This window comes from Arthrobacter sp. MYb227, assembly GCF_002975435.1.
Lineage (GTDB): Bacteria > Actinomycetota > Actinomycetes > Actinomycetales > Micrococcaceae > Paeniglutamicibacter.
Genome location: NZ_PCPT01000007.1, coordinates 96,132 through 115,977 on the forward strand (window position 1 = coordinate 96,132; position 19,846 = coordinate 115,977).

Annotated in this window: 15 protein-coding genes and 1 tRNA gene; 12 read left to right on the forward strand and 4 right to left on the reverse strand. The window is 55.3% G+C overall.

The window, feature by feature from the left end:
* The first annotated feature begins 11 nt into the window (after nucleotides 1-11).
* The 5 genes from CQ018_RS14140 (at nucleotide 12) to CQ018_RS14155 (ending at nucleotide 8,130) form a co-directional block, all read left to right on the forward strand.
* Nucleotides 12-3,458 (forward strand): fibrinogen-like YCDxxxxGGGW domain-containing protein, encoded by a 3,447-nt coding sequence (locus CQ018_RS14140; RefSeq protein ID WP_105550657.1) that lies wholly within the window; start codon nucleotides 12-14, stop codon nucleotides 3,456-3,458.
* Nucleotides 3,459-3,534: 76 nt separating this feature from the next.
* Nucleotides 3,535-4,296: a CDP-alcohol phosphatidyltransferase family protein gene (locus tag CQ018_RS14145; RefSeq protein ID WP_105550658.1), complete on the forward strand. Its 762-nt coding sequence runs from the start codon at nucleotides 3,535-3,537 to the stop codon at nucleotides 4,294-4,296.
* Nucleotides 4,293-5,252 (forward strand): glycosyltransferase family 2 protein, encoded by a 960-nt coding sequence (locus tag CQ018_RS14150; RefSeq protein WP_105550659.1) that lies wholly within the window; start codon nucleotides 4,293-4,295, stop codon nucleotides 5,250-5,252. Before CQ018_RS14145 ends, CQ018_RS14150 begins: the two co-directional genes overlap by 4 nt.
* A 23-nt stretch (nucleotides 5,253-5,275) precedes the next feature.
* Nucleotides 5,276-6,559, forward strand: a complete 1,284-nt coding sequence (locus CQ018_RS19900) for an O-antigen ligase (protein WP_146111919.1) — start codon at nucleotides 5,276-5,278, stop codon at nucleotides 6,557-6,559.
* On the forward strand, nucleotides 6,556-8,130 hold the full coding sequence (locus CQ018_RS14155; RefSeq protein ID WP_181149908.1) for a lipopolysaccharide biosynthesis protein: 1,575 nt from the start codon (nucleotides 6,556-6,558) through the stop codon (nucleotides 8,128-8,130). Before CQ018_RS19900 ends, CQ018_RS14155 begins: the two co-directional genes overlap by 4 nt.
* A gap of 43 nt (nucleotides 8,131-8,173) precedes the next feature.
* Here CQ018_RS14155 and CQ018_RS14160 read toward each other — a convergent pair whose 3' ends face one another.
* The 3 genes from CQ018_RS14160 to CQ018_RS14170 all read right to left on the reverse strand — a co-directional run bounded on the left by CQ018_RS14160 (nucleotide 8,174) and on the right by CQ018_RS14170 (nucleotide 11,997).
* Nucleotides 8,174-9,781 carry a glycoside hydrolase family 16 protein gene (locus CQ018_RS14160; protein WP_146111920.1) on the reverse strand — a complete coding sequence of 536 codons (1,608 nt, stop codon included), beginning with the start codon at nucleotides 9,779-9,781 and terminating at the stop codon, nucleotides 8,174-8,176.
* Between the two features lie 869 nt (nucleotides 9,782-10,650).
* Nucleotides 10,651-11,235, reverse strand: a complete 585-nt coding sequence (locus tag CQ018_RS14165) for an acyltransferase (protein WP_105550662.1) — start codon at nucleotides 11,233-11,235, stop codon at nucleotides 10,651-10,653.
* Nucleotides 11,236-11,340: 105 nt separating this feature from the next.
* Entirely contained in the window at nucleotides 11,341-11,997 is a 657-nt protein-coding gene (locus CQ018_RS14170; protein WP_258142627.1) for a TetR/AcrR family transcriptional regulator, read from the reverse strand.
* A gap of 142 nt (nucleotides 11,998-12,139) precedes the next feature.
* On the opposite strand from CQ018_RS14170, the gene CQ018_RS14175 reads away from it, so the two are divergent.
* The 7 genes from CQ018_RS14175 to sufU all read left to right on the forward strand — a co-directional run bounded on the left by CQ018_RS14175 (nucleotide 12,140) and on the right by sufU (nucleotide 18,411).
* A tRNA-Gln gene (locus CQ018_RS14175) sits at nucleotides 12,140-12,211 on the forward strand.
* Between the two features lie 97 nt (nucleotides 12,212-12,308).
* Entirely contained in the window at nucleotides 12,309-13,772 is a 1,464-nt protein-coding gene (gene glmU / locus CQ018_RS14180) for a bifunctional UDP-N-acetylglucosamine diphosphorylase/glucosamine-1-phosphate N-acetyltransferase GlmU (protein WP_374954207.1), read from the forward strand.
* A 44-nt stretch (nucleotides 13,773-13,816) separates the two neighbouring features.
* Complete coding sequence (locus tag CQ018_RS14185) at nucleotides 13,817-14,797, forward strand: ribose-phosphate diphosphokinase (RefSeq protein WP_105550665.1); 981 nt, start codon at nucleotides 13,817-13,819, stop codon at nucleotides 14,795-14,797.
* 298 nt (nucleotides 14,798-15,095) lie between these two features.
* Complete coding sequence (locus tag CQ018_RS14190; protein ID WP_105550666.1) at nucleotides 15,096-15,671, forward strand: 50S ribosomal protein L25/general stress protein Ctc; 576 nt, start codon at nucleotides 15,096-15,098, stop codon at nucleotides 15,669-15,671.
* 21 nt (nucleotides 15,672-15,692) lie between these two features.
* Nucleotides 15,693-16,274: an aminoacyl-tRNA hydrolase gene (pth, locus tag CQ018_RS14195; protein ID WP_105550667.1), complete on the forward strand. Its 582-nt coding sequence runs from the start codon at nucleotides 15,693-15,695 to the stop codon at nucleotides 16,272-16,274.
* Between the two features lie 371 nt (nucleotides 16,275-16,645).
* A complete protein-coding gene (locus CQ018_RS14200; RefSeq protein WP_105550668.1) occupies nucleotides 16,646-17,965 on the forward strand; it encodes a SufS family cysteine desulfurase in 1,320 nt (439 codons plus the stop codon).
* Nucleotides 17,962-18,411 carry a Fe-S cluster assembly sulfur transfer protein SufU gene (sufU, locus tag CQ018_RS14205; RefSeq protein ID WP_105550669.1) on the forward strand — a complete coding sequence of 150 codons (450 nt, stop codon included), beginning with the start codon at nucleotides 17,962-17,964 and terminating at the stop codon, nucleotides 18,409-18,411. The genes CQ018_RS14200 and sufU overlap by 4 nt, the downstream gene beginning before the upstream one ends.
* A 100-nt stretch (nucleotides 18,412-18,511) precedes the next feature.
* Here the strand turns inward: sufU and nhaA are convergent, their stop codons facing one another.
* A complete protein-coding gene (nhaA, locus tag CQ018_RS14210) occupies nucleotides 18,512-19,840 on the reverse strand; it encodes a Na+/H+ antiporter NhaA (RefSeq protein WP_105550670.1) in 1,329 nt (442 codons plus the stop codon).
* Between the last annotated feature and the right edge of the window lie 6 nt (nucleotides 19,841-19,846).

Consider the following 19,846-nt stretch of genomic DNA (forward strand, 5'->3'; position numbering starts at 1 on the left):
GGGGAAAAACCATGAAATTATCATCAACCACGATTCGTTCAGGTGTAACTAGCAAAATCCTTTGCGCAATCATTGCAACAGCCTTCATCGCAACGGGTATGAGCTTCACGATGCAACCGGCATATGCGGAGGGGACCGCAGTATTCGACGGACTGAGCGAACAGAACGCTGCTGCCTCATGCTGGGAAGCCAAAAAAGTCAGGCCAACCGCCGACTCCGGAATTTATTGGTTGCAGACTCCCGTTATGTCCGCCCCTGCACAGTTCTACTGTGATCAAGTTACTGACGGCGGTGGGTGGGTCCTGATCGGTAGGGGCCGTCAAGGGTGGAAAGAAATGTATGAAGGACTTGGAACCACGGCCCAAGTTCGTTCTGCAGTCACCGGAACTGCGGCGTTTACACCCAAACAACTTTCCTCTAGTGTCATCGACCAATTGCTTAATGGTCAGTCTGCTCAATCGCTAAGCGATGGAATTCGACTTCGCCGGGCATTGAACACCGCAGGGAGCCAATGGCAGGAAGTCCGTTTCCAGACGAACAAGCGCGAACGGTGGACCTGGACATTTTCCTCGGAAACTCCGGTGAAAAACTACAAGTTTGACAGCGTGACAGGTGCCGGCGGAGCCACCTCGAACTTTGGCTCGGGACAAGGGGCTAACAGGATCGACACACGAGAATCGCAGGCCCAAGGATGGACTCAGGGGTGGGCATTTGGTTCAAGCATCACAGGTACGAACTCCAGTACCAACTATTTGTGGTCAGCGACCTCGGGCGTTGGCAATGCCAGACCATTTACTCAAATGTATTTGCGTCCCAAGCTGCTACAAGCAAATCTTCAGTTCGGGTCGATTCCAGATACTGGAACCCCAAAATATGAGCAGCGTTCGGTACAAGAGACCGGAGCCATGCCAACCGTTTGGGGAGTTAATGGGCTTGTCTCGGGCAGTGGCGAATTACGCACCGAAGCCCAAACTTTTGCACAAGTTGGAAACACGGTATTTGTCGGTGGAAACTTCAAGTATGTGCAAAAAACTTCCAGTGGTGGCAGTCGCGTCGGACAATCCTATGTCGCCGGCTTTGACGTTGTTACCGGCGAATTTAAGCCGGGGTTTGCTCCCACCTTTAATGGGCAGGTCAAAGAGCTCATCGCACTTCCCAACGGCCTACTAATCGCAGGTGGCGAGTTTACCGTTGTGAACGGCAAACCCGCGGTTGGGATTGTCGCATTGAATCCTACGACCGGTGCTACATCTTCTAGCTGGAAAGTGAACATGGAGAACCGGATTTCCGGTGGTGCGGTCTCCGTAAGGGCCTTCGGCATCTATGGCAATTGGCTATACGTCGGTGGTGCCTTCACGCATTTGACCGGTGGCACGAACACCAGCCCCGTATATGCTCGATCCGCAGCCAGAGTATCAATCGCCGATGGCACCGTTGACCGCAACTGGAATCCGGCCTTCAACGGAACCGTGCTTGATGTTGCGCCGTCAAAAGACGGCAACCGGTTATATGCATCGGGCTACTTCACCGCTTCAAACAGCACACCAACGGATGCTGCCGCTGCAATTCGCACCAGCGTCAATGCCCCGGTAGATACCTGGAGCTGGACTCCGAGCGCCTCGGCCCACTTCCAGTTTGGTGTGGCAGATGAAGGCGGCAGAGTATGGCTGGGTGGTTCCGAACATAGCTTATTTAGTTTTAGCCCTTCCTCGTTCCAACGGCTGTCGAGCAATATCACCCGAGCCGGTGGAGACTTCCAAGACGTCACAGGCCAAAACGGTCTGATTTATGCCGGATGCCATTGCGGAAATTGGAATTACACGGATGGAACGATCTGGCCCGGACCTGGCCCCAACTGGACTATCGCCGACAAGATCAACCTCGTTGGGATCTGGGATGCAAGCACAGGAGCCTATTTGCCGCAATTCAACCCGGTAATTAAGGGCCGCGGTGGATACGGAATATGGGGCAACTTCGTTGACAGCCGCGGTGTGCTGTGGAGCGGAGGAGACCTCGTCTCCTCGGTGCGTACGAACGGTTCGGGCCAATGGTCTGGAGGGTTTGCCAGATTCGCGCTCAACGATTCGACCGCACCGGGTATACCCGGAACCGTCAAGGCTGAAAGCAACGGAACTATAGATACCCTCACCTGGACGGCTTCAAGCGGTTCGCCCTCTGCCTACCAGATACTGCGTGATGATCGGGTGGTCGCCACGACCACCGCCCGTAGCATTGCCGTTGACCACCAAGATGCGGCTCGGTACTTCGTTCGTGCAGTTGATGCAGCGGGAAACCGGTCGGCTTCATCGAAGGTTGTTCGTGCAACAATGGGCACGGTACCCGCTGGAACGTTCCAGTACATTGGGAGCGCAGAAAACTGGAAGTATCGATTTGTAAACAGTGCACCACCGGCGAGCTGGACTACCGCTACCTTTGATGATTCTTCGTGGGGTTCGGGCAAGGCACCTCTGGGGTGGGGGACCTCGAGTATTCAAACAACCCTCAATGTCCCGGGCACCAAACCGTTGTCTTACCAGTTGCGCAAGAGCTTCAGCGTGACCGATGCAAGCAACATTGCCAGCCTAGAATTCTCGACACGGGCCGATGATGGGATTGTTGCATACCTTAACGGAGTTGAAGTTCTGCGATCCAATATGGGTACGGGAAATATCGCTTACAACTCATATGCGACAACTGCACCCAGCACCGCAACTGCCCAGTCCAATCCCGTGAAAGCTACGGTTCCCGGATGGGTGGTGCACGACGGAAACAATGTTCTCAGTGTGGAAGTCCATTCCAACTATCGAAGTACGCCCAACTCCTCATTCGATTTTGAGCTCAAAGCGACGCTTGGGGATCAGCCCACACCACCGGTGACACCCCCGAAGACCGAGCCAGCAATGGCTGTTGATACCGGTTCCACATGGAAATACAAATTCGAAAATGCGGCACCCGGTACAACATGGATGGCTACCAACACCAATGATTCGGGATGGGACCAAGGCAAGGCACCCCTGGGATGGGGCAGCACATCAATTGCTACAGAACTTGCTAGTGCGGGGACTAAACCGCTGACAAGTTATTACCGCAAGAGCTTCACGGTTGCTGATCCAACCGCGGTACAGGAAATGAAAATTACGACGAGAGCCGATGATGGGATAGCCATCTACGTCAATGGCACGGAGGTCGGCAGAAAAAACCTGCCAACCTCCATCTTGAGCTACCTGACGTACGCAACCGCGGCACCCTCAACCGGATCGGCACAGAATGCTCCCTTACAGATCACGGTGCCCGGGAGCGCACTGCATTCCGGCACCAACGTCATTGGTGCCGAGGTGCATTCAAATTGGCGTACATCGCCCAACGTGAGCTTTGAACTGCAAGCCGAGTTGGTGAGCGGGGGGCATGGCGCAAAACATGATGAAGGAAGGACTACAAAAGCAGGGCTTGCTGGATGACTAACAAGTTCTGGATCCGGCTTGGGCATGAATCGTATGTCATTGGAATCAGGGGGAAACAGTGGGAACGCAGGAAATGTCGATTTCTAAGGGAGGGCAGTCGAAGTTTGTGCAGGTCTTGCATGAGCTTGAGCATGCGCAAAAACCGGGAGTCGGCGTTCCTGCCTACACACGATGGATCAACCGGCGTGCGGCAAGGGCTTTTGCTGCCGGTGCCGTGGCCAGCGGGCTTGGACCCAATACCGTTTCACTACTGAGCGCGTGCTCGAGCCTTGTGGGGTTGGTTCTGTTGGTTCTTCTTCCCGCGAGCTGGGGAACAGGCATTGCCACCGCATGTTTTCTGGCACTTGGATACATTATGGACTCCGCCGATGGCCAGGTCGCCAGGGTAACCGGCACGGGCAGTCCTGCAGGTGAATGGCTTGACCACGTGATAGATGCAGTTCGGACCCCGGCACTTCATCTTGCCGTGTTTACGGGATTTCAGCGTTGGTTCGAACTCGATACGGCACTGTATTTCCTGCCGTTGGCTTTCGCCTTGCTTGCCATCGGGCATTTCATGAGCCAGATACTAGCCGAACAGCTGACCCGCCAACACACTCTGCGCGCCGGATCACCCGATGTCAAAGTGCATCCCCAGGATCAGACGCTCAAAAGCAACCTTTGGTCGGTGCTGATCCTTCCGATAGATACCGGCGTAATGTGCTGGGTTTTTGTATTTTGGGGGAGCCCCGTGGCCTTTATTGCATGCTACGTATTCCTCTTTGTCTTTGGCCTTGTTTTTGCCGGTATCTCGGCACATCGTAAATACCGCCAGCTTGGAGCCCTGGCGAAATGAACTATCAGGAAAACGGTGCGTGGCTGCGCCTCGAAGAACCCCACTCGTTGAGCAGCGTCAGCGCGATCATCACCACCTGCGGACGTCCCGAGCTGCTGCGCAAAGCCATTAGATCGATCCTCAACCAAAACTATGAGGCAGAAATTGAGGTTGTTGTTGTATTCGACAAGATTTCGGTGGATGAACTAAAAGACGTGGAAGTACCCCCGGGGCGTCGACTCACCACCATGGCCAATTCACGCTCCTCGGGATTGGCCGGCGGACGAAACACCGGGATCCGTGCTGCCAGCGGACAGATCATCGGCTTTTGTGATGACGACGATGATTGGCATCCAGAAAAGCTCGCGCAACAAATGAACACATGGAAAGACGCGCCCCATGCGGTGGCCGTCGCCAGCGGTATCAATATCCGCACCGACGGGACGAACATCATTCGTATGCCACCTCAACGAGTTACCTTCGAGAACTTCCTGCGCTCACGGGTCACGGCTATCCATCCCTCAACGATGTTGTTTCGCAGGGAGGACTTGATAGGACGAATCGGCCCGGTCGATGAGGAACTTCCAGCAGGTTACGGAGAAGACTACGACTTGCTCTTACGGGCGACGCGTTTCGGAGACATTTACTCGACTCAAGAACCTCTCGTTGGTGTCTTGTGGGACAGACCGTCATTTTTTGCCGGCCGCTGGGAGAACATATCTGCGGGACTGACCTACATTCTTCGCAAGTTTCCAGAATTTGAGCGTAGCCCCAAGGGAATTTCCAGAATTGCCGGCCAGGTGGCTTTCGCGCACGCCGCCCAGGGAAACGGCCGCGCCGCACGACTGTGGGCCAGAAGCTCAATGCACCGGGACTGGAGGCAATTGCGAGCTTACGCAGCCCTAGTTGTATCAACAGGATTTGTTGATGCAGCCTGGCTGGTGCGGCAAATGCAAAAAGTGGGGCGGGGACTTTGACGCTCAGCGGGCAACGTTTTGCCGTGCCGTTTGAGAGCCGACACGGGACATTTGTCTCAGATTCCCTGAACCTGGAGGCGGCTCCCGCAAGCGTCCTTCCACGGTGGCCAATCTTTGTCCTTATCGTAGGGTTTCCACTGTGGTGGGCCCTAGGAGTCATACCTCTGGTTCCGCTGGTCATGGTCACCATCATGGTTTTCTATTTGATGAATTCCACTGGGGTCAGGATGCTTCCCGGCATGGCACCGTGGTTCTTTTTCCTAATCTGGGTGCTTGCCGCAGCCATCAATGTCCACGGTGCCGCAGACCTTGCAGGTTTTGGCATGCGCGCCATGGAATTGCTGCTGGTCGGTGTGAGCATGCTTTACATAGCAAACGCTGGGATTTCCTTGCCCAAGAAGCGCATTGTTAATTACCTCGTACTCGTTTGGATCGCCATTGTGGGTCTGGGATTTCTCGCGTTGGTGATGCCCGAAGTGCGTTTGAAAACACCGTTGGGAGCTTTTCTTCCCGAGTCAATTACGTCAAATGAATTGGTCAGAAATCTAGTTTTTCCACCGTTGGCAGAAGTTCAACAACCTTGGGGCGCCCCCGAACCGTTCATTCGTCCCGCCGCGCCGTTCCCATATGCAAATAGCTGGGGAGCCGCGTTCGCGGTCTTGGTTCCCGTGGTCATTTCACGCATGGTTACACTGCGCAACCGAAAGCTGGCAGTCTCGCTCGGAGTGTTGCTGGCTTTGTCGTTTATCCCTGCCGTGGCAACCAGTAATCGAGGAATGTTTGTTGGCTTGGCCATTGCCATTGGGTATGCCCTGATGCGCCATCTGGGGCACGGACATTGGCAGCTTGCCGCAATAATTGGTGCAGGCGCGGTGGTTCTTGGAGTAATGCTGGTTTCCAGCGGAGCAATCAGTGGAATTCTGGGCCGGCAGGATTACAGTGACTCCACCGGTGGGCGATTGGCACTGTATGAAAAGACCTGGGAACAAAGCCTGCAAGCACCGGTCTTGGGTCATGGTAGTCCACGCATTGACCCCACCATCGGAGTTTCGCTCGGGTCCCAGGGTTACTTATGGACCTTGATGTTTTGCTATGGGTTTGTTGGTCTTTCGTTGTTCCTCTATTTTATTGTCAACGGAATCTTGCGTACCTGGCGTTTGGCGAACACTGCAGATATTTGGTTGCATGCTTCGCTCATCGCGGGGCTTTCACTGACACCGTTCTATGGGCTCTCAGCCATGCAACTAACTTCTCTGGCCGTCGTCCTTGCAATGTTGTTGCGGCAAAGATATCTGGATCACAAATGAGTGACCCGATGTTGGCGGCAAAACGTGCCAAGGGAGAGCCCAGCACGGCAAGAACCACGGTGCTGACTTTTTCCAGTGTGCTAGGTGGTGCAGTTCTGGCCTTTGCTACAGCGCTCTACTTGGGCAACCAAGTTGGTGAAGCTGGCGCTGGCATCTTCTTCCAGATCATGGCGTTTTTCTCCATAGTAGTGGTGGCATCCACCTTCGGAGCCGATACCGGGCTGGTGCGGAACCTCGCGGCACAACGGGTCCTTGGCACTAGAAAAAACTTGCAGCGCACCATCGTCATAGCCGGTCTACCGGTACTGCTTCTCTCTATGCTTCTGGGGCTCGTATTGTGGGTGAACGCTGAGTCCCTGGAACAGTCAGCACACGTTCCCGGGTTGGCGGCCGCCATTAGGCTGGCAGCGCCATTGCTAGTTCCTGCGGCAATCATGAACGTGGCGTTTGGCGCCATGCGCGGCCTGGGCCAGGTGGCAAGTTTTAGTGCGATCCAGAACCTCTTGTTGCCCACGCTCCGGTTTGGTGCAGTTGCGCTGGCAATTTTGCTGGGTGGAACTTTGCTGCAGCTCACTGCGGCATGGACTCTTCCCGTCCTGTTGGGAGTATCTCTAGCGTGCGTAGCCACTTGGCTGTCAATTCGGGGGTTCCATCCCGTCGGCGCAAACGTCCTCGTTGGAACGGGTACGCCCAATGATCCGCAGGTATCGTTTTGGTCCTTCTGGGGGTTCTCCTCGGCTCGCGGGATGAGTGCACTAGTGGAGACCACACTGGAATGGGTCGATGTTATCGCTGTTGCTGTTTTCATGGGACCTGCTGCGGCAGGAATCTATGGTGCGGTCAATAGGTGCGTGAGAATGGGGGTAATGCTTGAACACACAGCACGGTTGGTGACAGGTCCAATGCTTAGTGCTTGCCTAGCTATTGGAAACCATTCGGAGGCTCGGCGTCTTTTCAATGACACAGCCAAGCTGCTGGTTGGCTGTGCCTGGCCTTTTTACCTCACGCTTGGAATTTTTGGGCAGACGGTACTTTCACTCTTTGGCTCGGGTTTCAGTGCTGGAGCGGTGCCCTTGGCGATCATAAGCATTGTTATGATGCTTGCGGTTTCGGCCGGGGGAGTACAGAGCATGCTGCTGATGGGAGGCAAAAGCCGCTGGCAGTTGGGCAACAAAGCTTGTGCATTATCCGCAGCCTTGATACTTAATTTATTGTTGGTTCCACTCTGGGGATTGCTGGGCGCCGTTACTGCGTGGTCTGTTGCAATACTCGTGGATTGTTCCTTGGCGACACTGCAGGTGGCACGGGTCATGGGTTTTGGTGCCCCGGTGCGCGAGTTGCTTCCACTGGCGGGGATCTGTCTGATTGTTTTTGGGGCCGGGGGGCTGGCCTGGCGGATTGTTCTCGGTCCGACCTTGCTTGCAGCCGGTCTACAACTGGCCATCGGAATGCCGATCTACTTGATGCTCTGCATTCGCTTTGGCAAGCGGTTGGGGCTTGAAGAACTCTTGGCGCAGCTGCTGCAGACTTTTCGCAAAGCTAGGCCAAAAACGGAAAACCCGGTTCGGTAACTGCCTTATGACAGCTACCGAACCGGGTTTTCAGAAGTACGTCTTAACCCTTGTAGGCCCAGACACGAACGTAGTCGATCTTGTAATCCGCGGTGTTCTTAGTTGTGGAGTCCGGCATGCCCCAGTAGGGGGATCCGTACTGCATGTTCAGCCGAATATGGAACTTGGCAGCGGTTTCGAAAGCCTTTTCGTAGGCCGCATTGCCTTCACGCTTTACCGTCTTGTATGGCTTGCCATCAAACAACCACGTCATCCCGCTAGGAGTCCATTCGAATGCCCACGTATGGTATCCGCCGGAGAGGTCGGTTACAGGGATCCATGAATTGGTCTTACTCTTGCCAGTCTGGTCGTAGTGGAGGGTTCCTTCGCTACGGTTGAACGGGTTAAAGTTGGTGTTTGCGGTGTGCGGAGTGCCATAGGCCTCCATGATGTCGATTTCTCCGCCAGTTTTGGCTCCATCTGGGCGGAGCCAAAATGCCGGCCAGACCCCCTTGGCATTATCTTTGGTTAGCGGCAATTGCGCACGCATTTCCCAACGGCCATATTTTTGCGAGAATTTTCCGATGCTGTCGACATATCCGGTGGAGAATTCACGCAACCCGCCCTTATTGACCGGCGTTGCCATGCGCTTACCTTGAATGCTCAGGACGCCATCCTTGGTGACTGCATTTTCCTTTTTGATGATCGCACGGTCATAGGAGAGGACTCCATGCGTTGCATCGTCGCGAACTGTCCACTTTGAAAGTGAGCCACTGAACTCGTCTTGCCAAACGGGAGTCCCCCAACCAGCTAGGTACCCATCCGAGGCCGATGGCGGCGGAGTAGGTGCCGTTGTTGGAGGTGGGGTAGGTGCAGTCGTCGGCGGTGGGTTAGGGGTAGTAGTCGTTGGTGGCTTCGTCGATGTGCTTGAGGCAGCCAGAGGCGCGATGACCAAGTCGTCGTATGAAAGCGCCGAGACTGGGCTATTACTGCCACGGAACGCACTAACTTGTACGGTGCCAACGCCGGTTAGTGCATCACTAGTCGAATCCGTGGCCGAAGTAGTCCAAGCCGTTGGCTCGGTAGTGCCAACTGGCCATGCCTTCGCCCGTACACTTACGGCGGGCTTTCCGGCGACTTCAAGCTTCATGTTTACCTGCTTGTTCGCAGCGACATTGAATCCCAATTTTACCGGGTTCGTCAGCGATTTCATGCCTTTGCTGGTCCAGCGGTTAAGCTCTAGGTAGCTAACTCCCTGAGGAGAAATTCGTAGCGTGGCGCGGTAATCACCGGCAGTTGATTTGCGTGCGTGAAGTGAAGAGTAGATTCCAGCACCGCTGGTGGCAAGCTTATTCGTGGAGACCTTGTACGTTGCCACTAAATCTTGCAGTTTATAGCTGGCATTGACGCCACTAGTTTTGCCTGAGGCTGGCAACGCGATGAGTGCTCGGGAACCGTTGACGGAAAACTCTGAACCGTTGCTGATATACGAGACGGCAGAAGATGCCTTGCCCCAGCCAGATGCCTGAGTGCGGCTCATAGAATCAGATACAACAGCTTTGCCGACCGTGTACTTTGTGGCAGCTTCCGCAATGGCTGGCTTGCCAATTACTGGCGCAATGACAGCTACTGCTGTGGCTAGAGCCGCAGTAGCTGCGACGGCCTGAACCATGCGTTTTTTGTAAGTTTTGGGTTGCAAAGCTGAGGGTTGGTTAGCGTTTTTCGTCAAAGAAAGTCTCAAATCATAGAACTATCTGAGAGCGATGCGTCGGGCGTACTTACGCATGAAACTCAAGATATGGAGGGTGTGTGTTGCTCTGTGGGCAGTTCACCGCATCGGACTTCAAACATGGTGACATGCATCCAATATCGTTAGCAAACCGTTGTAATTGGAGCAGGGTTCATTGAAATTACGGGCATTTCAAATTTTTAGCGCTTCGACGCAAGCGAAGTCTGGGTGTGTACCGAGGAGCCAAAAGAATGTTGACAAGTGACATTCGGGCGTCGTGAATTTTGGTGGGCAACGAGCTCTGATTCGCGGAAGAGATGCCCAAACACTTCGCTACCCCGCCGCGGATGGTGAGGTAACTCACTCAGGGTGGGTGCTTGCGCCGTAACGCGAATTCACCGTGTATGCCTTCATCGGTGGGGCGGTCGGAATCGCACACCGCAGTTTTGGGGAGGGTACTTGGATTATTCCGCCTGCGGGTTAGGGCCATGCGGTGGTGCGGTTGTGTTGGAGCCGGCCGCTGGTACTCAAGCACCCGGGGCTGCTCTTCGCAGAAAGGAACCAAGTATTCATGACGGGATGGCGCAGCGAAAAGATGGATTCGGCCAGGCATCCTTACTGTTTGGTCCAAACAGTTAGGAATTGATATTGCCCCTGCGGCGAAAAGGGGTGACGTTCCGGGTCGCCTTCGGTGCTGTCGCATTGCTGCAGTGAGGTCCGGTACCCCGAATATGAGTTTTGGTAAGCGCCACGACCATGACGAGGCACTTTAAGGAAATACGGCACCAGTGCGACTGGGGGGGGCTGACGATTTACTCCGCCTGCAAGGCGCCATCACTTTCCACATATCGGTTTTTGGTGACCGGACAAATCCACGATCCGTCAACGAACGCCAGCGGATGGCCAGCTTCACCAACCCATCCCACGCGCTTGGCTGGCACCCCGGCAACTACCGCATAATCCGGCACATCCTTGGTGACCACAGCGCCGGCCGCGATCGTTGCCCATTTGCCAATGCGAAGCGGGGCAATGCATACAGCCCTAGCGCCAATGGAGGCTCCTGTTTCGATATTTACACCCACCAGGTCCCAGTCGTCCCCGGTCTTCAAGGTCCCATTGGGATTAATTGCGCGAGGAAATAAGTCATTGGTCAAGACAACGGCTGGGCCAATGAATACCCCATCAGCAAGGACCGCTGGTTCATAGACCAGCGCATAGTTTTGGATCTTGCAACGATCACCTAAGTGGACCCCCGGGCCGATGTAGGCTCCGCGCCCAACATTGCATTCGGCGCCAAGCACTGCCTTTTCCCTCACTTGTGCCAGGTGCCAGATATTTGTTCCGGCGCCCAAAAATGCATCAAAGGCAACATCGGCACTTGGCTCAACATGAATCATGTTATCTACCCCCAGGCGGTTCGTTACGGAATGATCCCGTCTATTCCTAACCATGGGCCAAGAGGCGGTGTTGAGGCAAGAGGCTATATGCGGGAATCTTATTGGCTAAAGCTGTTCGGGTTCACCGGATTGTCCTTCACGTAACCCCGGTTCTTTGCGCAGACCGGTCAATCCGTACCAGGCAAGATTCACTACATGCGCGGCAACCGTGCGCTTATCGGGGTTTCTTGCATCAAGCCACCATTGTGCCGTCATGGCAACCATCCCAACGAGCATCTGTGCGTAAATCGAGCCATCCTCGGCACTAAACCCGCGACGGGAGAACTCGTCAGCCAAAATATGCTCGACCTGTTCGGTGACCTTGGTCAGCAGCGTCGAGTAGGTGCCCTCGGGTTGTGATGGGGGAGCGTCCCGGACCAAGATGCGGAACCCCTCGGTGCTGTCCTCAATATAGGTGAGCAGCGCCAGGGCTGCCTTCTCTAGGAAGACTCGTGAGGAGTCATCTCCGGAGAGAGACTCGGTGATGCGTGTCAAAAGCTCTCGGTACTCATTTGTCACCACCTCCATATAGAGGGCTTCTTTGGAACCAAAGTGCTCATAAACAACCGGCTTGGAAACTCCGGCGGCCGTAGCAATTTCTTCAATGGTTGTACCATCGACACCACGCAATGAAAATAGCGATCTAGAAATTTCCAGAAGCTGCAGACGGCGTTGCACACCTGTCATGCGGGTACGTGTGCGCGGGCGTGAGGAAGGGCTCATGGTCATTATGTTACGCAGGAAACGGCGGGAGTGAGGGCCAATAAAAAGCGTCGATGACACGCGAGTTATCCTCAAGTCGCGTCAAGGGGGTCAGACGTGGCAGAATAGTTGACTGTGTCAGTGAGGGTAACTCCACGCACAATCCGCCCTGGTGTAATGGCAGCACCCCAGCCTTTGGAGCTGTGGAGTATAGGTTCGAATCCTATGGGCGGAACGCATCACACAAACGAATTTCCGGTTAATTCCCGGGATAGACTGGTGAAGCCAGGCTCGGCCGGTCCGGCTAGTCAAAGTACATGGGAGTACCAATCTTGAGCGTTCAAGCCAACGCACCAGCAGCCGTCATCGTCCTCGCCGCAGGCGCAGGAACCCGAATGAAATCGGCGAAGCCCAAGATCCTTCACGAAATCGGCGGACGTTCCATGGTGGGCCACGCGCTCGCCGCGGCCCGTGGACTAGAACCACAGAAGCTTGTAGCAGTGGTCCGTCACGAACGTGATCGCGTCGTTGAGCACCTGCTGCAGATCAATCCAGACCTCCTCATTGCCGACCAGGACGAGATTCCCGGAACTGGCCGTGCGGTTCAGCAGGGCTTGGAACAGCTCGATGAAAATCTTGAAGGCACTGTAGTAGTCACCTACGGCGATGTCCCGCTACTGACCACCGAACTTCTTTCCGAACTCGTCATTGCCCATGATCGTGATGGTAACGCAGTAACAGTCCTTACGGCCTTGCTTGAAGATGCAACAGGATACGGCCGTATCCTGCGCGCCGATGATGACACGGTTCTTGGCATTCGCGAACACAAGGATGCAAGTGCAGCAGAGCATGCCATCCGCGAAGTAAACTCCGGAATCTACGCATTTGATGCGCAGGTTCTACGCTCGGCGCTTACCGAGGTCACCACCGAGAACGCTCAAGGTGAAATGTACCTGACCGATGTGCTGGGCATTGCTCGCACCAACGGTGGCCGCGTGGCAGCAGTTGTTACCGAGGACGCCTGGCAGGTTGAAGGCGCCAACGATCGAGTACAACTTGCAGCATTGGGTAAGGAAATGAACCGCCGCACGCTCGAAGCTTGGATGCGCGCCGGAGTTTCCATCATTGACCCGGATAGCACCTGGATCGATGTTGAGGTTGCTCTTTCCAGTGATGTCACCATCAAGCCCGGTACCCAGCTGCATGGTTCCACTGCTATCGGCACCGATGCAATCATCGGACCGGACAGCACCATCACCAACACCCTTGTGGGTCGCGGTGCAAAGGTAGTCCGCTCGGACGTTACCGATTCAAAGATTGCCGAAAACGCATCGGTAGGCCCCTTTGCTTACCTGCGCCCGAAGACGAACCTTGGCCCCGATGCAAAAATCGGCGCTTTCTACGAAACCAAGAACATCGTTGTTGGTCGTGGATCGAAGCTCTCGCACCTCGGCTACGCCGGGGATGCCGAAATCGGTGAATACACAAACATCGGTTGTGGCAACATCACAGCCAACTACGACGGTGTTAATAAGCACCGCACGGTTATTGGCTCGCACGTACGTACCGCCTCCAACACCGTATTCGTCGCCCCAGTTACCATCGGGGATGGCGCATACACGGGGGCCGGCGCGATCGTGCGCAAAAACGTTCCGGCGGGGGCACTTGCCCTCACCGTGGCACCGCAACGAAATGCCGAGGGCTGGACGCTATCCAAGCGCCCAGGCACCCCCGCCGCAGAAGCTGCCTTCAAGTCGGCCCTTGATTCTGGCGAATCAACGGAACCGGCGAAGTAAAAAAACATCACCTTCGATCCCCGTTCGAGCGAGAAAGCGATCCCATGAGCGAATTGAGCCATAACGTCGATAAGAAGCTGGTACTAGCTTCAGGGCGTGCCCACCCGGAACTAGCCGAAGAAGTTGCAGCGGCTCTTGGTACCGAACTGCTTCCGGTCAGCGCCTACGACTTCGCCAATGGCGAGATCTACGTACGCTCGGGTGAATCTGTACGTGGCAAGGAAGTCTTCATCATCCAGGCCCACCCGGCACCGCTAAATAACTGGTTGATGGAACAGCTGATCATGGTTGACTCCATGAAGCGCGCCTCCGCCCGCCGCATTACTGTAGTTGCACCGTTCTACCCTTACGCACGTCAGGACAAGAAGGGCCGTGGCCGCGAGCCGATCTCGGCACGCCTTGTGGCGGATATGTTCAAGGTTGCCGGTGCGGATCGCATCATGAGCGTGGATCTGCACACCGCGCAAATCCAGGGCTTCTTCGATGGCCCGGTTGATCACCTCTTCGGTATCCCGCTACTCGCCGACTACATCCGCGATGCTGTGGGCGACGAGCCGGTGACCGTTGTCTCCCCGGATACCGGTCGCGTACGCGTGGCCGAGCAGTGGGCCGAGCGTCTTGGCGGTGCACCGCTGGCATTCGTCCACAAGTCTCGTGACCTCACGGTTCCGAACCAAGCCGAATCCAAGACCGTTGTTGGTCAGGTTGAGGGTCGTACCTGTGTCTTGATCGATGACATGATCGACACCGGTGGCACCATTGCCGGTGCGGTCAAGGTTTTGAAGGACGCCGGAGCCAAGGATGTCATCATCGCGGCAACGCACGCAGTCTTCTCGGATCCGGCAACTCAGCGTCTGGCCGAATGTGGTGCCCGCGAAGTAGTTGTTACCAACACCCTTCCGATTCCGGAATCCAAGCGATTCCCGACCCTGAAGGTCCTTTCGATTGCTCCATTGCTGGCACGCGCCATCAAGGAAGTATTCGAAGACGGCTCGGTGACCAGCCTCTTTGACGGCAACGCCTAAAGTTTAGAGTTACGTATTCATATGGGGTTCTTCCGCGCCGCCGGCGTGGGAGGGCCCCTATGGCGTTAAAATGAGGCCCAGTGCTCCGGGCGCTGACCAGTGATTTCTTGGTGGAGCACCAAGCCTGCTAAAATAGTTGATTGTGCCCAGGCGAGGGAACCACATGAGAATGTGGGTCCGTTATCGACGAGGCTAGAAACGCACTAGCGTCCTTCTCCTTGAAAAGGAATCGGATGGTGATGCTTCTAGGCCCGAGCGGGGCAAGAACCAATTCATCATCTTCCTTTAGGAGAACATCATGGCTAACACCATCAAGCTTGACGCCTCACTGCGCACCGACTTCGGTAAGGGTGCCGCACGACAGGCCCGCCGCGCAGGCCAGATCCCTGCAGTTATCTACGGTCACGGTACCGAAGCTGTTCGCATCCTGCTTCCGGCAGCTGCAACCACCCTTGCTGTTCGCGGCTCCAACGCCCTGCTGAACATCTCGGTTGAGGGCGAAGAAACCATCACCCTGGTGAAGGACATCCAGCGTCACGCACTGCGTCAGACCGTTGACCACCTTGACCTGCTGATCGTCAAGAAGGGCGAGAAGGTTATCGTTGAGGTTTCCGTTCGCATCGAAGGCGAACTCACCGCTGGCTCTGCACTGTCCCTGGACCACGCTGTTATCGCAGTTGAAGCAGAAGCTATCGCCATCCCGGAGCACGTTGTTGCAAACATCGCTGGCGTCAAGGCCGGCTCGCAGATCCTTGCTTCGGACCTGATCCTCCCTGAGGGCACCGCACTTGCCATCCCAGGCGACGTTGTTGTTGCAACCATCGATGCAGCAGCGTCGTCTTCGGAAGATGAAGAAGTAGCATCTGCCGAGTAGTCTTCAGGTATTCTTCATCGCATGACTAGCGATACCTGGCTTGTAGCCGGGCTCGGAAACCCCGGGCCCGGCTACATGCATAACAGGCACAATGTCGGACAGATGGTTGTTGATGAATTAGCCACCAGAATTGGTGGAAAATTCAAAACCCACAGCTCGCGCGCTCAAATTCTTGAGGGCCGGTTGGGGATTGGTGGACCAAAACTTATTTTGGCTAAGCCCATGACGTATATGAACCTCTCTGGAGGACCGGTAGGAAACCTCGCTAAGTTCTTTGGTGTTTCGCCGGACCACGTGATTGCGGTTCATGATGAGATCGATATTCCCTTCGACGCTGTGAAGCTTAAGCTCGGCGGCGGTGAAGGTGGGCACAATGGCCTACGCGATATTTCTAAGGCGTTGGGCACCAAAGACTACCTGCGTGTACGCGTAGGAGTGGGACGTCCACCCGGACGCATGGAAACAGCAGACTACGTTCTGAAAGATTTTTCGAAGGACGAGAAAAAGTCGCTGCCGTTTTTGATCGACAACTCGGCAGACGCTGTCGAAGAAATTGTTCGATCGGGCTGGGATGCTGCACAGAAGAAAATTAATACTACGTAATACCCAATGATCGAAATGTGTGAACAAGATTCCGGGCGAGCACCTCTCTGTGGTGGGAAGACTCGCCGGGTACTGATCGATTTGTTCGATTATCATGTTGCTCATACACTGAACTAGTGCCATTTTGGTCCCAAAGCAAGGGGCCGGTAACAGGCGGCCTCCGAGACTGGGCCACCCCCAACCTGTTTCCGGCCTCTTTTTTGTTCCCTAAAATTGGTCGGTAAGGCACGGCTTACGTGCGGCCTCACCGTGATACGTGGAATAATTAGCGAAGAAAATGATGCCGTAATCACAAATGAGTGCTAGTTGAAATCTGCTTTGTCAGCAGTTCGGCACTCGGCACGGCATGAACGCAGACTTCGGAGGATTCCATGACATCTAGTGCCACGCACCCAAATCACGATGACAGTATCCAACCGATCAACGACATCGAAGCATCGCGCCTACGTGCCGATTTCCCCATCCTTGAACGTACTATCAACGGTTCGGCGCTGATCTATCTAGATTCCGGTGCTACCTCACAGAAGCCCACCTGCGTCTATGAGGCAGAACAGCAGTACTACGAGACCTTTAACGCGGCAGTTCACCGTGGAGCCCACTCTTTGTCGGTGGAAGCAACGGATATCTTTGAACAAGCCCGCAGCACGGTTGCGCGCTTTATTGGTGCCAAAGACAATGAGCTTGTCTGGACCTCAAACGCTACCGAGGCGTTAAACCTCATCACCTACTCGTTCGCCAATGCCAGTGCCGGTCTCGGGGGCGAAGCTGCACGCCAATTTGCGCTGGGCCCGGGGGATGAAATCGTCGTGACCGAGCTCGAACACCACGCAAACCTTATCCCATGGCAGGAACTGGCTTTCCGCACCGGTGCCACGCTGAAATACATTCCAGTGGATGAGCATGGTGTGCTGCGCATGGAATTAGCCGGTGAGATCATCACCGAACGCACCCGCATCCTTGCCTTCACCCACGTCTCGAACGTCTTGGGCACCATCACCGAGGTTCCCAAGTTGGTTGCCCTAGCAGCTACAGTTGGCGCGCTAACAGTCTTGGATGGCTGTCAATCGGTTCCGCACCTACCGGTCGACGTCAAGGCACTGGGAATAGATTTCATGGCGTTCTCCGGACACAAGATGCTCGGCCCCACAGGAATCGGCGGACTCTATGGGCGAGCAGAACTTCTTGATGCCATGCCACCGTTTTTGACCGGTGGTTCAATGATCACCTCGGTCACCATGGAAAAAGCCGAGTATCTTCCCTCACCCATGCGCTTTGAAGCAGGTACCCAGCGCATCGCCCAGGCCCACGGGCTAGCAACTGCCGTTGGGTATCTCGATGAAGTCGGTATGAACCGCATCGAAGCCTGGGAAGAACACCTGGGCCAACGCATGATCAGCGGATTGCAGAGCATCGATGGAGTTACGCTTCTGGGCCCCGGAACCGGGGTTACCCGGATTGGTACCGCTCCCTTTGCCGTGCAAGGGGTACACCCACACGATGTTGGCCAGTTCCTCGATGCGCGCGGCATTGCCGTGCGCGTAGGTCACCACTGTGCTCAGCCCCTGCACCGCGCACTAGGCGTGAACTCGAGCACCAGGGCAAGTACTTATCTTTACAACACCACTAGCGACATCGACGCGTTGCTCAACGCCGTGGCCGACGTGCGCGGATACTTTGGAGTGAGCTCATGAGCGAACTAGACCAGCTGTACCAGCAGATCATTCTTGACCATGCCAAGGCCCGGAAAGGCGATGGTCTGCTTGAGGGCGCCCCGGGCACCCAAACCGGCGAGTCGATGCAGCACAATCCCGTATGCGGCGATCAGATTCGCCTGCGCGTCCATATGGAGGGCAGCATCATTAAAGATGTTTCCTGGGAAGGAGATGGTTGTTCGATCTCCATGGCCTCGGCCTCGGTGCTTACCGAACTTGCCAGCGGGCATGAACGCGAAGAATTCTTGAACGTGCTTGGAGAATTCCGAGAACTCATGCGATCACGCGGCACCATGGCCGGAGATGAAGAAATTCTTGAAGATGCGGCGGCCTTTGCTGGCGTCTCCAAGTTCCCGGCTCGGGTCAAATGCGCGATGTTGGCCTGGGTCGCCGCGGAAGCTGCGCTCCTTGCCGCTAACAGCTAAGAACCCGACATAGCGACTTATTGACAACGTAAGTGTGGCTCCGTACCAAGAAAATCTTGGTACGGAGCCACACTTACGTTTAATACTTAGTGCCTAAGGCCTATTGGAAGATATCCGGGATGCCGTCATGGTCTTTATCGACGGCATTGCGCTGTGCGATCTGCTTATAGCGACGGTTACGCGGGATCAACCACAACGAACCCAAGACCGCAGCGGCGAGCGAACCCATGAGAATAGCTACCTTGGCGTGATCATAGTGTGGTGAGGCAAGACCGAACGAAAGCTCGGAAACTAGCAACGAGACGGTGAATCCGATACCCGCGAGCAGGGTGACACCAAAGAGATCTCCCCACTTCACATCCGGGTCAAGGTTCGCCTTGGCGCTGCGAGTGACCAGCCACGTTGAACCCATGATGCCCAGCGGCTTACCGAAGATCAGACCCAACACAATGCCCCACAGCACCGGGTCACCGAGTGCCGAAGCAATTCCATCGGCACCACCAATTGCAACACCGGCTGCGAAGAATGCGAAGACGGGGACACAGAAACCACTGGAAAGTGGGCGGAAACGGTGCTCAAACTTCTCGGCTAGACCCGGCTTTTCTGGTTCATCACGGCGCAAGACCGGAACACAGAAGCCAAGCACAACACCGGCGATGGTCGCGTGAATACCGGAACCAAACACCAAGGCCCAAGTCATGATGCCCAAGGGCAACAGGATCAGCCACGGTGCCCAACGCTTGGAGGCGAAGAACTTGGGCCACTTGTGGGTCAGGAAGGTGTAGAGCGCGATCGGTGCCAGAGCCATGAGCAGGTAGGGTGGACGCAGATCATCGGTGAAGACAAACGCGATAATGACAATGGCAATCAGGTCATCAACCACGGCTAGAGTCAGCAAGAAAATACGTAGTGGGGATGGCAAGTTTGAACCAATGACCGCCAATACCGCTACCGCGAAGGCAATGTCGGTTGCGGTAGGAATTGCCCAACCGCGTAGTGTCTCTCCACCGCTGCTGAGGTTGAGAGCAACAAAGATCAATGCCGGAACTAGCACGCCACCAAAGGCCGCGGCTACCGGAACCACCGCACGTTTGAAATCGCGCAGATCCCCGGCAACAAATTCCTTTTTCAGTTCAAGACCAACAAGGAAGAAGAACACCGCAAGCAAGCCATCGGCTGCCCAATGGCCCAAGGAAAGATTTAGATCAATGCCTGCAACTTCAAAACCAATCGTGAAGTCACGCAAGGCAAAGTAAGCGTTCGATGCAGATGAATTGGCCCAAATGATGGCAACTACCGCGCCGATGATCAGCACTAGGCCGCCAACGGTTTCCTTACGAAGGATCTCGCCGATGCGCAGGTGTTCGGCATAGCTACCGCGGCCAAGAATGGTCCGTGATTTAGGGGTGGGGGGTTGAGGCAGGCTCATGAATTT